The sequence below is a fragment of the Latilactobacillus parasakei genome, from assembly GCF_049674265.1.
Taxonomy (GTDB): Bacteria; Bacillota; Bacilli; order Lactobacillales; family Lactobacillaceae; genus Latilactobacillus; species Latilactobacillus sakei.
In genome coordinates, this window is sequence record NZ_CP186861.1 from 292,045 (window position 1) to 307,898 (window position 15,854).

Annotated in this window: 15 protein-coding genes; 14 read left to right on the forward strand and 1 reads right to left on the reverse strand. The window is 42.8% G+C overall.

Features of this window, described 5'->3' with window-relative positions; translation table 11 throughout:
* From ACPBEH_RS01480 to budA, 12 genes are all read left to right on the forward strand, one after another.
* On the forward strand, positions 1-762 hold the full coding sequence (locus tag ACPBEH_RS01480) for a ribonuclease HII (RefSeq protein WP_424349451.1): 762 nt from the start codon (positions 1-3) through the stop codon (positions 760-762).
* Between the two features lie 54 nt (positions 763-816).
* On the forward strand, positions 817-1,683 hold the full coding sequence (gene dprA, locus ACPBEH_RS01485) for a DNA-processing protein DprA (protein WP_424349452.1): 867 nt from the start codon (positions 817-819) through the stop codon (positions 1,681-1,683).
* A 100-nt stretch (positions 1,684-1,783) separates the two neighbouring features.
* Entirely contained in the window at positions 1,784-2,650 is an 867-nt protein-coding gene (locus ACPBEH_RS01490) for an NAD(P)H-binding protein (protein WP_424349453.1), read from the forward strand.
* A 28-nt stretch (positions 2,651-2,678) separates the two neighbouring features.
* A complete protein-coding gene (locus tag ACPBEH_RS01495) occupies positions 2,679-3,113 on the forward strand; it encodes an Rrf2 family transcriptional regulator (RefSeq protein ID WP_424349454.1) in 435 nt (144 codons plus the stop codon).
* Positions 3,114-3,363: 250 nt separating this feature from the next.
* The gene (gene topA, locus ACPBEH_RS01500; protein ID WP_011374691.1) at positions 3,364-5,448 is read left to right on the forward strand and encodes a type I DNA topoisomerase; all 2,085 of its coding nucleotides are present in this window, start codon (positions 3,364-3,366) and stop codon (positions 5,446-5,448) included.
* 21 nt (positions 5,449-5,469) lie between these two features.
* The gene (gene trmFO / locus ACPBEH_RS01505; RefSeq protein ID WP_016265141.1) at positions 5,470-6,780 is read left to right on the forward strand and encodes an FADH(2)-oxidizing methylenetetrahydrofolate--tRNA-(uracil(54)-C(5))-methyltransferase TrmFO; all 1,311 of its coding nucleotides are present in this window, start codon (positions 5,470-5,472) and stop codon (positions 6,778-6,780) included.
* A gap of 67 nt (positions 6,781-6,847) precedes the next feature.
* Complete coding sequence (gene xerC, locus ACPBEH_RS01510; RefSeq protein WP_424349455.1) at positions 6,848-7,759, forward strand: tyrosine recombinase XerC; 912 nt, start codon at positions 6,848-6,850, stop codon at positions 7,757-7,759.
* A gap of 101 nt (positions 7,760-7,860) precedes the next feature.
* Positions 7,861-8,406: an ATP-dependent protease subunit HslV gene (gene hslV, locus ACPBEH_RS01515; RefSeq protein ID WP_016265139.1), complete on the forward strand. Its 546-nt coding sequence runs from the start codon at positions 7,861-7,863 to the stop codon at positions 8,404-8,406.
* 12 nt (positions 8,407-8,418) lie between these two features.
* The gene (gene hslU, locus ACPBEH_RS01520) at positions 8,419-9,837 is read left to right on the forward strand and encodes an ATP-dependent protease ATPase subunit HslU (protein WP_162296399.1); all 1,419 of its coding nucleotides are present in this window, start codon (positions 8,419-8,421) and stop codon (positions 9,835-9,837) included.
* Between the two features lie 22 nt (positions 9,838-9,859).
* Positions 9,860-10,738, forward strand: coding sequence for an aldose 1-epimerase family protein (locus tag ACPBEH_RS01525; RefSeq protein WP_424349456.1), 879 nt, complete (start codon positions 9,860-9,862; stop codon positions 10,736-10,738).
* 124 nt (positions 10,739-10,862) lie between these two features.
* Positions 10,863-12,545, forward strand: coding sequence for an acetolactate synthase AlsS (gene alsS / locus ACPBEH_RS01530; RefSeq protein ID WP_424349457.1), 1,683 nt, complete (start codon positions 10,863-10,865; stop codon positions 12,543-12,545).
* Between the two features lie 33 nt (positions 12,546-12,578).
* Positions 12,579-13,298 carry an acetolactate decarboxylase gene (budA, locus tag ACPBEH_RS01535; RefSeq protein ID WP_424349458.1) on the forward strand — a complete coding sequence of 240 codons (720 nt, stop codon included), beginning with the start codon at positions 12,579-12,581 and terminating at the stop codon, positions 13,296-13,298.
* A gap of 183 nt (positions 13,299-13,481) precedes the next feature.
* Here the strand turns inward: budA and thiD are convergent, their stop codons facing one another.
* Positions 13,482-14,279 (reverse strand): bifunctional hydroxymethylpyrimidine kinase/phosphomethylpyrimidine kinase, encoded by a 798-nt coding sequence (gene thiD, locus ACPBEH_RS01540; RefSeq protein ID WP_424349459.1) that lies wholly within the window; start codon positions 14,277-14,279, stop codon positions 13,482-13,484.
* 169 nt (positions 14,280-14,448) lie between these two features.
* On the opposite strand from thiD, the gene ACPBEH_RS01545 reads away from it, so the two are divergent.
* Together ACPBEH_RS01545 and ACPBEH_RS01550 are read left to right on the forward strand one after the other, a co-directional pair.
* Positions 14,449-15,108, forward strand: coding sequence for an ABC transporter ATP-binding protein (locus tag ACPBEH_RS01545; RefSeq protein ID WP_424349460.1), 660 nt, complete (start codon positions 14,449-14,451; stop codon positions 15,106-15,108).
* Entirely contained in the window at positions 15,092-15,853 is a 762-nt protein-coding gene (locus ACPBEH_RS01550) for an ABC transporter permease (protein ID WP_424349461.1), read from the forward strand. Before ACPBEH_RS01545 ends, ACPBEH_RS01550 begins: the two co-directional genes overlap by 17 nt.
* Position 15,854: the final 1 nt, after the last annotated feature.

Sequence of the window (15,854 nt, forward strand, 5' to 3'; positions counted from 1 at the left end):
ATGACCAAAGCACAATCGATTGCTGAAATTAAGCAATTATTACAAGCACCAGTGACTGAAGAACAGCTGGCCACTTTTGCGGCTGATTCGCGGGCTGGTGTTCAAAAATTGGTAGTTCAATATCATAAGCGAGCGGCAAAACTAGCGACACAAAAAGCGGCTTTTGAAGAACGGCGTCAAATGGAAAAAGCGCTCTGGCCTGATTATCCGTTGGTCGCCGGAATTGACGAGGTGGGTCGTGGACCATTAGCCGGACCCGTTGTGACGGCCGCTGTGATTTTGCCCCATGATTTTGATCTTTGGCAGGTCAACGATTCGAAACAACTGTCATTTAAGCTCAAGCAAGAGTTGTATCGAGAGATTATGGCCCAAGCAGTCAGTGTTAGTATCGGAATTGCGTCACCTGAACGGATCGATACCGAAAATATCTACCACGCAACAGAATTAGCAATGGGCGAAGCCGTTGCCGGTCTGGATAAGCAACCGGATTACTTATTAGTGGATGCAATGACCGTGCCCACTGATATTCCGCAAGAAAAATTAATTAAGGGCGATGCCCGCAGTATTAGTATTGCCTCAGCCAGCATTGTCGCTAAAGTCATTCGGGATCAATTGATGATTAATTACGATCAACAATATCCGGGTTATGATTTAGCCAACAATATGGGGTACGGGACAGCTAAGCATTTAGCGGGGCTTGCTGAACTCGGGGTTACACCCATTCATCGTCGCAGTTTTTCCCCTGTTCAAAACGCTTTATAGAAAAATAAAACAGCTCTTTTACGGATTATTAATTAACGTAAAGGAGCTGTTTTTGTGTTAACTAAAAATCAATTACTCTTAAAAGTACATTTAGCGGCGGGTTTTGGGCCTATTAGTGAATTACGCTTGGCGGCGTGGCTGGCAACCAGTCATAATTGGGCATTATCGGCGTTAGAAATTGCGCAGATTGCGCGCTTGCCGGAACGTTATTGGCCGACTTTTCAAGCAAGTTTTCAAAGTACAACCTTACAACGCCAATGTATCGAACATGAAGTTCGAACGACTTATTTAACCATCTTAGATAAAGATTACCCACAACGCTTATTGGAAACCTATTTGCCGCCCGTTTTGTTATTTTATCGTGGTGATTTAAGATTGTTAAAACAGCCATGTCTCGCGGTAGTCGGGGCGCGTCAAGCGACTCATTATTCTAAACAATCACTTGAACAGTTATTACAGGGACTAACTGCCACTACGATTATTAGTGGGTTAGCGCAGGGGGCAGATGCGATGGCCCACGAAGTTTCCTTGCAGCGTGGGTTAGCCCCAATTGGGGTGATTGGCACGGGCATTAATTGCAGTTATCCACCACAAAATGAGCATTTACAACAGGTAGTTGCTGAAAAAGGCTTGTTACTATCTGAATATGCCCTCGATACACCAGCCCGGCGTTATCAATTTCCAGCCCGGAATAAAATCATTGCGGGGTTATGTCATAGCTTAATTGTGACGGAGGCTCGGCACAAGAGTGGTAGCTTGATTACCGCTAACTTGGCCCTTCAAGCTAATCGCAATGTCTATGCAATTCCGGGGCGCATTGATCAATCACTGTCACAGGGGTGCAACCAATTAATCGCCGCGGGAGCGACACCATTGTTAGATAAAAACATATTAATAGAAGAACTACGTTATTTTGATTAAGCGAAACTGTTTTGGTTGACATTCATAATCCCTCCTGTTATTATTAAAACAACAAGTTACTTATAAAGTAACAAATAAACCACTAAGGGGATTTTAAATTATGAAATATGCAATTACAGCTGTAACAGGACGTTTTGGTCAAGTAGCCGTTCACGAATTAGCAAAATTAGTACCTGCTTCAGATATTATTGGTTTGGCACGGAACGTTGAAAAAGCCCAAAAGATGGTGCCAGCAGGCGTTACCGTTCGCCCTGGGGATTATACACAAGAAGCAACCTTAGCAGACTCATTACAAGGTGTTGATCGCCTACTATTCATCTCATCTCAACCAGGCGCAGAAGTCCCACGTGATCAACAACATCTGGCTGTTGTTCGGGCTGCTAAAAAAGCCGGGGTTAACTGGATTGGTTATACAAGTTTCCCACATGCTGACCAAACAACTTCTGGTTTAGCTGAAGACCACCGTAAAACAGAAGCGGCTATTATCGAATCTGGTATTGCGCATTCTTTCTTACGTAATAATTGGTATCTTGAAAACGAACTCGATACAATCAAAGGCGCTATCGCTGGGCAACCATTCGTTTATGGCGCTGGTGACAGTCATGTTGGTTGGACACTTGAACGGCTTTATGCTGAAGCAGCTGCTAAAGTATTAGCGATGACTGATGCAAAAGATATTTATGAATTCGCTGGTGCACCTGCAACTTATGCTGATTTAGCCGAAAGTATTGCACAATTGACTAATCAAAAATTTGCGGTATCATCATTAAGTATTGCTGAGTATCAAAAAGGGCTTGAAGCAAGTGGTTTACCTGCTGAAGTCGTTGGTGTTGTTACAATGATTCAAAGCCTGATCCGTGATGGTGAATTAGATGAAGTTTCAAGTGATTTACCAGATGTCTTAGGTCGGCCATTGCCATCATTAACCGCAGCCCTTCAAGAATTGTTACCCGCAGAATCAAAGTAGAGAATCCGTTTGAAATTGAGGTTAAACGATGAAATATTCCCACAAACTAAGTGATGCCATTCATATCTTAGCTTATGTCGAAATTTATCAAGATGGGGACTTATCGAGCCAGTCAATTGCTGGCAGTATCGAATCCAACGCGAGCTTAGTGCGTCGGTTGATGTCCCTTTTGGTGAAAGCTGGCTTATTAGAGAGCCGTCCAGGGACGATTGCACCTAAATTAGCGCGGCCAGCAGAGCAGATTAGTGTTTTAGATGTCTATCAGGCGCTTGATACTGATCAGCAATTGTTGCATATCGATGAAAAGACCAATCCGCAGTGTTTGGTGGGCGCTAATATTCAATCGGCATTGAATGACGCTTATGATCAGGTTCAAAAAGCGGCTGAAGATCAGATGGCTCAAATTAAGTTGGCTGGTATTATTACAGATATCTTAGCTAATAATGCGCAAGTTAACGCTTAAAAAAACAAGGTAAGGATAAAAATTATTTTTTATCACACCTTGTTTTTTTGTGGTTTAGTGCGGTAGGATTGGTTATGAATTTGTTATAATCCACTGTTTTTCTGATAAGTTTCCTTTGAATACTGGGAAACCTATGCTATGCTTTAATCTGATAATCACTAGCGCCCGTTTGGATTTGACAAACGGCGCCCACGTCACATATTATTATGTACGATTTTGAACAAAGCGTTCTGTTGAAAGGGGTTTGTCCATGGCAGGCAAAAATTTAGTCATTGTAGAATCACCTGCAAAGGCCAAAACAATTGAGAAATATCTTGGACGCAACTATAAAGTCGTTGCAAGTAAGGGTCATATCCGCGATTTACCCAAGAGTCAAATGGGTGTGGATTTCGAAAATAATTATGAACCTAAATATATTTCAATTCGCGGTAAAGGCGAAACAATTAAAGAATTAAAGAAACACGCTAAAAAAGCGGATCATATCTATCTAGCAGCCGATCCCGATCGTGAAGGGGAAGCAATTGCATGGCATGTTTCGCATATTTTAAAATTAGATCCAACCGATAAAAATCGGGTGGTCTTCAATGAAATTACCAAAGACACTGTTAAGAGTGCCTTTAAAAATCCACGTAGTATCGATATGAAATTAGTCGATGCCCAACAAGCACGACGGGTATTAGACCGGATTGTGGGCTATTCAATTAGTCCGCTCCTTTGGCAAAAAGTTAAAAAAGGCTTGAGTGCCGGTCGGGTGCAATCAGTTGCGTTAAAACTCGTGATTGATCGCGAACAAGAAATCAAAGCATTTAAACCTGAAGAATATTGGTCATTAGATGCTGAATTCAAGAAGGGTCGCAGCAAGTTTAAAGCTAGTTTCTACGGTTTAAACGGTAAGAAAACAGCCTTAGGTAATAACGATGCGGTTCAAGACGTCTTAAAGCAAATTGATAAGACGCAACCTTTTACAATCGAAGATGTCAAAAAGCGTGAACGCAAGCGTTTTGCGGCAGCACCTTTTACCACCAGTTCACTGCAACAAGAAGCCAACCGGAAGTTAAACTTCAGAACCCGTAAAACGATGATGCAAGCCCAACAGTTATATGAAGGGATTAATCTCGGGGGTAAAGAAGGCACGGTTGGGTTGATTACGTATATGCGTACCGATTCGACCCGGATTTCAACGGGTGCTAAACACGAAGCGTCACAATTCATTCACGATAACTATGGTGAAGAATATGCCGCTGTTAAAGCCCATAAGACTAAAAATCCAGAAGGCGCACAAGATGCCCATGAAGCAATCCGCCCAACTTCTGTGATGCGGACACCTAAGAGCTTAAAAGATGTTTTAACAAACGATCAATATAAGATTTACAACTTGATTTGGTCACGATTTGTTGCCAGTCAAATGACACCCGCTGTCTTTGATACAGTGGCGGTTAAGATTAACCAAAACAACGTCTTATTTAAGGCTAATGGCTCACAAATGCGCTTCCCAGGTTTTACTAAGCTATACGTTTCATCCCGCGATACCGAAGATTCAGCGAAAGATAACTTGTTACCTGAATTAGCGGTTGGCGATGAAGTGAAATTAGCTAAAACCGATCCAGCACAACATTTCACACAACCACCTGCACGCTATTCTGAAGCCAACTTGGTCAAAGCGCTCGAAGAAAACGGCGTTGGTCGTCCCTCAACCTATTCACCAACGATTGAAACGATTCAACGACGCTATTATGTGAAGTTGAATGCCAAACGATTTGAACCAACGGAATTAGGTGAAATCGTCAATAATTTAATCGTCGAATTCTTCCCAGATATTGTCAGTATCGATTTTACTGCCGATCTTGAACATCGTTTGGATGAAGTTGAAACGGGCCAAGAAAATTGGATCAAGATTATCGATAATTTCTATCAACCTTTTGAAAAAGAAGTTGAAAAGGCTAGCGTTCAAATCGAAAAGGTTCAGATTAAAGATGAACCAGCTGGGTTTGATTGTGATATTTGTGGGGCACCAATGGTGGTCAAAATGGGCCGTTATGGTAAGTTCTTCGCTTGCAGTCGCTTCCCAGATTGTCGCAATACCAAGGCAATTGTTAAAGAAATCGGTGTGACATGTCCTAAGTGTGGCAAGGGCCAAGTTATTGAACGTAAATCTAAGAAAAACCGGTTATTCTACGGCTGTGATCGTTATCCAGACTGTGATTTTGTCACATGGGATAAACCAGTCGGCAGAAACTGTCCTAAGTGTGAACACTACTTAGTTGAAAAGAAAATTAAAGGCGGCAAACAAGTCATCTGTCCTAATGGTGATTATGAAGAAGCCGTTCAAAAATAAGAGAAAATTTGAGGTAATTAGATGACGACAAAACCTTTTGTAAATGTGATTGGTGCCGGCTTAGCTGGTTCCGAAGCAGCTTGGCAAATCGCCAAACGCGGTGTTGATGTTCATTTATACGAAATGCGGCCGGTTAAAATGACGCCCGCTCATCACACGGAACAATTTGCGGAATTAGTTTGTACCAATTCACTACGTGCAAACCAAGTCACGAATGCGGCTGGTTTGATTAAAGAAGAGATGCGCCGTTTAGATTCAATTATTATCGCTGCAGCAGACGAAAATGCCGTTCCTGCTGGTGGCGCGTTAGCTGTCGATCGGACACCATTTTCACAAACGGTTACTGATAAACTTGCCAACCATGAACGGGTAACCGTGCATCACGAAGAATTGACCGCTTTCCCAGAAGGGCCCACAGTGGTCGCTACTGGTCCATTAACGTCACCTGGCTTAGCAGAAGAAATCAGTGCGTTAAACGGTAGTGAAGGTTTGTATTTCTACGACGCCGCTGCACCAATCCTGGATAAAAACAGTATCGATTTTGATAAAGTTTATCTCAAGTCACGGTATGACAAGGGTGAAGCAGCTTACTTGAATTGCCCAATGACTGAAGCCGAATTCGAAGCCTTTTATAAGGCCTTGATTTCGGCAGAAGTTGCTGAAATGCACGACTTTGAAGATGAAAAATTCTTCGACGGTTGTATGCCAATTGAAGTCATGGCAAAACGTGGTATCAAAACCATGTTATTCGGACCTTTAAAACCAGTTGGGCTTGAAAATCCGAAGACTGGTGAACAACCTTATGCTGTTGTTCAATTACGTCAGGATAATGCTGCAGCAAGTCTTTATAACATCGTTGGTTTCCAAACCCATTTGAAGTGGGGTGAACAAAAACGCGTTTTCCGGATGATTCCGGGCTTAGAAAACGCTGAATTTGTCCGTTACGGTGTTATGCATCGTAATACCTTCATGAAGTCACCAGACGTGCTATTACCAACTTACCAATCAAAACAACGTTCTGATTTATTCTTCGCCGGTCAAATGACAGGTGTCGAAGGGTATGTTGAAAGTGCGGCTTCTGGTTTAGTGGCTGGGATTAATGCTGCTCGTTTAGCATTAGACACAGAACCAGTTACTTTCCCAGCAACAACGGCAATGGGTTCAATGGCACATTACATTACGCATACCAGTGCCAAACATTTCCAACCAATGAATGCGAACTTTGGGATTTTCGAACCCCTAAAACAACGGATTCGTGATAAAAAAGAACGGAATCAAGCACTTGCCGACCGCGCGTTAGCAAGTATTGACACATTTAAAGAAACACTCTAGGTAAACACCTTTTAAATCCCGCTAGGCTTGTGGTAAAGTATTATTAACCAAGCTTGGAGGGATTTTTTTGGCGCTTGAACAAGATTGGATTAATTTATTTTTACAATACTTAATTGTTGATCGACACTATTCACCAGAAACGCAAAAGGCCTATCAAGCCGATATTAAAGCGTTCGTCGATTTTTTGACGGTTAATGGTGGTCTGACTTCCTTTAAACAGGTCGGCACCCTAGAAGTACAAACTTATTTGAACGAAATGGACCAAAAACAATATAGTGGCGAGACGATTGCCCGGCGGATTTCAAGCTTGCGGTCGTTTTATCGCTACTTGGTACGCAACGAATTTTTACAGACAGATCCGTTTGAAACGATCCAACTCAAAAAACAACGTCACAAGTTACCCCGCTTTTTCTATGAAAAAGAGATGGATGCGTTATTTGCTGCGATTGTGGGACAAGAACCATTAACACAACGTAATCGGGCCATTCTTGAGTTATTATATGCAACAGGGATGCGGGTTAGCGAGTGTGACCAGCTAACGATTGGCCAGATTGATTTTGGTTTACGGGTTATTTTGGTACATGGTAAAGGGAATAAAGACCGTTACGTGCCTTTTGGCAATCACGCGACTAAGGCTTTGCAGGATTACTTAAACGATGGCCGGGTACAACTGATGGCTAAACGCCAACAAGAACATGATGTAGTTTTCGTCAATCATTTAGGAAATCCGATTACCAGTCGGGGAATTGAATACGCATTGGATCAAGTGGTTAAAAAGACCAGTTTAACCAGTGGCATTCATCCCCACATGATTCGGCATACCTTTGCGACCCACTTATTAGACCACGGGGCGGATTTGCGAACGGTTCAGGAGTTATTAGGACACAGTAGCTTATCGACGACCCAGATTTACACGCACGTGACGACGGCCCATTTACAAAAGGATTACCGTCAGTTCTTCCCACGGGCTAAAAACTAGGTCTAAAGAACGATTTTTTTAATAAAAAAGAGCGATAGAATTAGCACACAGTCTTAAAGACTGCTAAAATGTGATTAACGCTATTTAAAGGAGCAAATCAAATGACAACAATTTGTGCAGTAAAACATAATGGTCGGACAGCAATTGCTGGCGACGGACAAGTAACAATGGGCGAAAAATTCGTCACAAAAGACTCAGCGAAAAAAATTCGCCGGATTTACGGCAATAAAGTCGCAATTGGTTTTGCCGGTGGCGTTGCAGATGCGTTTACGTTACAAGAATGGTTTGAACAAAAATTAGAAAAATACTCAGGTGATTTACAACACGCCGCTGTTGCCTTAGCACAGGACTGGCGTAAAGATCCAACGCTTCAAAAATTAGAAGCAATGTTGATTGCCATTAACGAAACAGATATTCTTTTAATCTCAGGTAACGGTGAAGTCATTACCCCTGATACACTTGCTGAATCAGGTGATCAAGTGATTGCGGTTGGTTCAGGTGGTAATTTCGCCCAAGCAGCTGCAACAGCCTTGATTTTAGAAGGTAAGCCCGAATTAACAGCCGAACAAATCGTTGAAACTGGCGTGAATATCGCTGGTGGCATCGATGTTTATACGAACCACAACGTGATTGTGGAATCATTTTAGGAGGTGGCCCAGATGGATTTGATGAATAAGACACCCAAATCAATTGTCGCTGAATTAGACAAGTTTGTAATTGGCCAAGATAAAGCTAAAAAGGCCGTAGCGGTTGCGTTATATAACCGTTACCGTCGGATGCAATTAAGCACTAAGATGCAACAAGAAATTACACCTAAAAACTTATTGATGATCGGACCAACCGGGGTCGGTAAGACAGAGATCGCACGTCGCTTAGCGAAAGTCGTTGATGCCCCTTTAATCAAGGTTGAAGCCACTAAATTTACAGAAGTTGGTTATGTTGGTCGTGACGTTGAATCAATGGTCAGAGACTTAGCGGATGTTGCTGTTCACATGGAAGAATCAGAACAATTCAAGAATGTGCGCGGTAAAGCGGCCCGTCAAGCGGACAAACGCTTAGTAAAATTATTAGTTCCAGGTATCAAGAAGGAACAACGTAAGAATAATAATAGCATGAACGATTTAATGTCAATGTTCACTGCCCTTCAAAATGGTGAAACGCCAGCTGGTTTAAACCAAGCTGAAACCGAAGAAGTCACCGACGAAGTACGTGATCAACGCCTATCTGTTAAGGAACAACTTGATAAGGGACTCTTGGATGATCGTGAAATCGAAATTCAAGTTGACGAACCTAAAAAGGCTGCACCAATGAACGATATGATGGGTCAAATGGGAATTGACTTGAACGATACATTAGGATCAATCATGCCTAAAAAGAAGATGGTCAGAACCGTTACCGTTAAAGAAGCACGTGAAATCTTCATTCAAGAAGAATCTGATAAGTTGGTTAACCATGCCGATATTTATCATGATGCCCTTCAAAGAGCTGAAAATACCGGGATTATCTTTATCGATGAAATTGATAAGATTGCTGCCGGTGGCAAGAAGCAATCTGGTGAGGTCTCACGTGAAGGGGTTCAACGCGATATTTTACCAATCGTTGAAGGCTCACAAGTTAATACGAAATACGGGATGCTTAAGACGGACCATATCCTCTTCATCGGTTCAGGCGCCTTTGCGGAATCTAAACCAAGCGATTTAATTGCGGAATTACAAGGCCGTTTCCCAATTCGAGTTGAATTAGAAGACTTAACTGAAGCCGACTTTGTTCGGATCTTAACGGAACCGAATAATGCGCTTGTTAAACAATATATGGCTTTAATCGGCGCAGATGGTGTGCACGTCACCTTCACGATGGAAGCTATTGGCCGAATTGCTGCGATTGCTTTCCAAGTAAACCACGATACTGAAAACATTGGTGCGCGGCGCTTAGCAACCATCTTGGAGAAATTGTTAGAAGACATTCTCTTTGAAGGCCCAGATATGCAGATGGGTGATATCACCATCACTGAACAATACGTTAATGATAAAATTGGTAAGATTGTAGCCGATAAAGATTTAACCCGCTTTATTCTATAAATTTCTAAAGGTGGTTTTAAAAATGATCCAAATTGCAAATGAATTTTTAACAGTAACACTTAGTCCAAAAGGTGCGGAATTACAGAGCGTTAAAGGGGCCGTTTCAGGATTAGAATATCTCTGGCAAGCGGATCCCAAAGTTTGGGGCCGTCACGCACCCGTTTTATTCCCGTTTGTTGGGCGTTCTAAGAATGATCAATATACGTATCAGGGTAAAACTTACCCAATGGGCCAACACGGCTTTGCCCGTGACCGTCAATTCGAAGTAGAAAGTCAAACTGATACGGCTGTAACATTCTTATTGAAATCAGATGAAGAGAGTTTAAAAATCTATCCATTTGAATTTGAATTACGTGTTTCTTACCAGGTAAACGACACACACCTAAAAGTGGACTATGACGTTAAAAATACAGCGCAATCTAGTCCAATGTACTTCTCCGTTGGGGGTCATCCCGGCTTTAAAGTGCCATTAACGGACGATACCCAATTTGAAGACTATTTCTTAGACTACCGACCACAAAAATCACGGGTTAAGATTCCATTGCAAGGCGCATTCATCAATTTGAATGAACGCACATTGGCGCCAACGGATGTGGCGACTGATATTAATCACCCACTTTTCAAAGAAGATGCTTTAATTTACGAATTAAAGGGTCAAGAAAATAAATTTAGCATTCGTTCTGAAAAAACAGACCATGCGATCAGCTTGAAAGTATCAGGGGCCCCATTTATCGGTGTTTGGTCACCTTATCCAACGGAGGGCGAATTGGTTTGCCTTGAACCTTGGTGGGGAATTGCTGATGATGTCGATGCTTCTGGTGAACTTTCAGAAAAATTTGGTGTCAATCAATTAGCACCTAATGAAGAATTTAATGCGAGCTATGAAATTACAGTTAAATAGTTAATATAAGGCGTTTCTCGTAGAGAAGCGCTTTTTTGCTCGGTATTACACGAAGCAAACCTGCTAGTTTTTAAATAGATTGCATGCTAAGATAATAATTATTAAACAATAAGTGAGGGAAATCATGACTGATAAAAAAGAGTACTACGGTGCAGATGCAATTATCGATAGCTTAGTAAATCATGAAGTAGAATATGTTTTTGGTATTCCTGGTGCCAAGATTGACCGGGTGTTTGAACGACTAGAACATCCCGTTAACCCTAAAACACCCCAATTAATTTTAGCGCGTCATGAACAAAATGCGGCGTTTATGGCAGCTGGTATCGGCCGAATTACCGGTAAGCCAGGCGTTGTAATGGCCACATCTGGTCCTGGTGCTAGTAACCTAGCGACAGGTGTTGTGACTGCCACTGCTGAAGGTGATCCTGTCTTAGCAATTGCCGGGCAAGTGAAACGGGCTGATTTGCTCCGTTTAACCCATCAAAGTATGCGTAATGCAGCGCTCTTTGCACCAATTACTAAGTTTAGTGCAGAAGTGCAAGAACCTGAAAACTTATCAGAAGTGATTGCCAATGCTTACCAAGAAGCTGAATCAGCTAAACAAGGGGCCAGTTTTGTCAGTGTCCCTCAAGATGTGACGGACGCTAAGGTTCAATCTAAAGTAATTAAGCCTCTAATCGCACCTAAATTAGGCCCTGCTAGTCCGGTTGAAACAACTTTGTTAGCGCAACGGATTAAAGAAGCGAAACTCCCCGTATTATTAGTTGGGATGCGGGCATCTTCACCCGAAGTAACAGCTGCTATTCGGAATCTAATTGCCGAAACACATATTCCGGTCGTTGAAACTTTCCAAGCCGCTGGGGTCGTCTCACGTGAATTAGAAACTGATTTTTACGGTCGTGTAGGCTTATTCCGTAATCAACCAGGCGATCGGATCTTAAAACGCAGTGATCTGGTGATTGCGATTGGCTACGACCCAATTGAATACGAACCACGTAACTGGAATGCCGAAAGTGATGCGCACATCATGGTCATCGATGATATGCGTGCTGAAATCGATCATAATTTCCAACCTGAAAAGGAATTAGTTGGGGATATCGCACAAACACTCGATTTCTTGTTGCCATACATGAAGGGCTATCAATTAGCCGATGATGTTCGTGACTACCTCAAGGAACTCCACGCAGAATTACACCAACGGGATACAGCACCTGAAATGTCAGCTGATAAGACACTCAATCATCCATTGAATATTGTGTCTGAGTTGCAAGAACGCGTGACTGATGAAATGACAGTCACGGTCGATGTCGGGAGTCATTATATCTGGATGGCACGCCACTTTAGAAGTTACGAACCCCGTCATTTACTCTTTAGTAACGGGATGCAAACGTTAGGCGTCGCTTTACCATGGGCCATTAGTGCTGCTTTAGTCCGTCCTAATACGCAAATCGTCTCAGTTTCCGGTGATGGTGGCTTCTTATTCTCAAGCCAAGATTTAGAAACAGCCGTTCGTTTGAACTTAAATATCGTGCATATCATCTGGAATGATGGTTACTATGACATGGTTAAGTTCCAAGAAGAAATGAAATATGGCGAATCAGCAGCCGTTCAATTTGGCCCAGTTGATTTCGTCAAATATGCTGAAAGCTTCGGCACTACTGGCTTACGTGTTGAAAAAGCAGCCGATCTAGGTAAAGTCCTAGACCAAGCTTTTGCAACTGAAGGTCCAGTCATTGTCGATATTCCAGTCGATTACAGTGATAATAAGCTACTTGGTCAAGCCTTATTACCAGATCAACTCGTTTAGTCTTTTTGATTGGTGTGAAGGAGGAAGTACAAAATGACATTTGATTATCAACGCGTTTATCAACACGGCACATTGGCCCTATTGGTACCCGGTTTATTTACCGGTACTTTGTCGGTTGCCGATTTATTAACCCATGGTGATTTTGGCATCGGCACGGCGCATGGCTTAGCAGGCGAAATGATTATCTTGGATGGTCAAGCTTACCAAGTGACCGGTGAAGGCCAAGTTAATCAGCTTGCGCCTACTGACATGGTACCTTTTGCGACAGTTCATTTCCAAGCGCCTGAGCTACCAAGTCAAACGCTAGGGACAGTGACTAAGGCGGAACTTGAAGCGCAAATCTTAGCACAACAACCACTGAAGAATCTCTTCTTTGCGGTTAAGGTGGACGGTCGCTTTAAGAAGATGCATACGCGTGCCGTTGAGGCCCAAGAACAACCCTATCCTAATTTGACGGACGCAACGCGCGTGCAGCCCGAGTTTGAGCAAGATGGTGTGACTGGCACGCTAGTTGGGTACTACGCACCAGCGCTCTATCAAGGCGCGGCAGTTGCGGGTTATCACGTGCACTTCTTAAACACGGCGCACGATTTTGGGGGCCACGTCTTAGATTATGTGATTGAAGACGCCCAATTAACTGTGCAACCGTTTGAGACATTCGAGCAACATTTTCCAAGTCAAGATACTGATTTTTTAAACAGCGATTTCGATTTGAAGGCAATTAACGCCGATATTGAAGAAGCAGAACACTAAAAAAAGACCCGACAGACGTTTTAAGCAACGTTTGCCGGGTCTTTTGCTATTCTTATCGCCTTAAGTGGCCTGTACGCACTGATTTAAGAAAAGTAGCTACGATTAATAATCGTATTACCGATTAAGCTTTAGCACAACCTTATCAGTCGTTATGCAGCGGCTAATAAGGGGAAATACTAAACTTTATTGTACGTGATGATTAATGGGACCGTATTTGTGACCAACGTCGATTGGATTAGCAATGGCGGCGTGTACGAATTTTTTAGCTGTTTTAATGGCTTCTTCGATTGAATGCCCCTTAGCAATCTCAGCACAGATACATGAAGAAAGTGAATCGCCCGTTCCGTTAATATGAGTCGTTTCGACGTAGGGTTCTGATAACCAGAATTCTTGATCATCGGCTAGTCGAACGTAATCAGTAACAATCGATTGACCAGCAGCGTGGTGACCTTTGATCATCACATTTTTAGCACCCATTGCCAGTAGCTTTTCAGCTGCTGCTTGGAAATCGGCCGGTTCATTTAAAGTAATACCAGTTAATTTTTGGGCTTCATAGAAATTCGGTGTTAATACGGTCGCCATCGGAATTAATTCGGTTTTAAGCGTCTGATAGGCTTCATCAGCAAGCAATAATGCGCCGTGTTTTGTAATAATGACGGGGTCTAAAACCAAGGGGCCAAAATCGTGTTGCTTGAGCTGTTTGGCAACTGTCATAATTGTCTCACTATCGGTGAGCATCCCGGTCTTGCAAGCCCGGACCTTAAAATCTGCGGCGATTGCTTCAAATTCGGCGTTGATAAACTCGGGGGTTAGCGCTTGGCTCGCGTGAATCCCAAATGAGTTACCAGCGACGCAGGCGGTCAGAACGCTCATGCCATAAACACCTCGTGCGAAGAAGGTGTTTAAATCGGCTTGGGCGCCAGCACTACCATCGGAGTCGGAACCGGCGATTGTCATGACTTGGGGAAAGCTGTTTAACATTGTAACCATCTCTTTTCTTAAGTTTGTGGTCAGCTTAATTGGCGATATTCAATTAAGAATTCCTATTGCTAGTATAAGCGTTATTCACGCTACTTATCAATCATCGTTTACCCTAAAAATTAAAAAGTCGCGTATACTAGAAATAATGACAGATTTAAGGGAGGTTACCATGCTTCAGTTAGAGACAAAAGGCCTCAGTTATAGCGTTGATGGCCAATCAATACTGAGCGATATTAACATCGCAATTGAACAAGGGTCTTACAATACGATTGTGGGGCCATCTGGGAGTGGTAAGAGCACATTGTTACGGCTATTAGCCGATTTATTGACACCAACGAGTGGGGAGATTTTGTTGGCAGGACAGGCCATTACCGACTATAAACCGACGCAATATCGGCAACGCGTGTCTTATTGCTTCCAACAACCAACGTTATTTGGGGAGACAGTTGGTGATAATCTGGTATTTCCGTTTGAAATTCGCGAATTACCCGTGGATGAGACGCTAGTTAAGACACAGTTAGCCCGAGTTGGGTTAGCGGAGATGCCCTTGACTAAGAAGATCACAACGCTCTCGGGGGGCGAAAAACAACGAATTGCTTTGATTCGTAACCTGATGTTTAAACCGGAGATCCTGTTACTGGATGAAATCACCACCGGCCTAGATGAGCAGACTAAGTCTTTGGTTAATGGGCTAATGACACAATTGAACAAAGAAGATGGGGTTACGGTTTTGTCGATTACCCATGATACACAAGAACAACAACGGAAAGGGCGCCAACTTAAAATTGTAGCTGGTCGTTTGGTACACACAGATGAATCTAGCCGTTAACGGATTATCATTAACTTTTGCTGTTTCGTTAGTCTTTGTCGCGTTAATCATTAGTTTCCACGAAAAAATCGGTCTCGAAAAGGATATGCTAATCAGTGTCGGGCGGGCGATTGTCCAATTGATTATCGTGGGTTATTTATTGAAATTTATTTTTCAAATTAACCATGTCTGGATAACGCTAGCGATGATGTTCATCATTATCTTTAACGCGGCGGCTAACGCGCGTAAACGCGCTAATACGTTACGACACGCGTTTAGCATTTCATTAATTGCCATTTTAACGAGTACGGGTGTCACGCTCGGGTTATTAGTCTTATCCGGCGCAATTAAATTTGTGCCCTCACAGATTATCCCGATTACGGGGATGATTGCCTCTAACTCGATGGTTGCCATTGGTCTGAGCTATCGGAGTATGTTGACGCAGTTTAAGGATCAACGCCAAGCCGTATTGGAACGCTTAGCACTTGGCGCTAGTTTGAAACAAGCCTCAATTGCAATTGTGAGAGAAAGTATCAAGACGGGGATGTCACCGACTATCGATTCAGCCAAAACGGTTGGTCTGGTCAGTCTCCCAGGGATGATGTCGGGGTTAATCTTTGCCGGCGTTGATCCAGTTAAAGCCATCATGTACCAAATATTAGTCACATTCATGCTATTATCGGCGACGAGTCTCGGGTCAGTTATTGCCTGTTACTTAGCCTATCATTCATTTTATAATGACCGAGAACAATTAATTGATCTTTAAA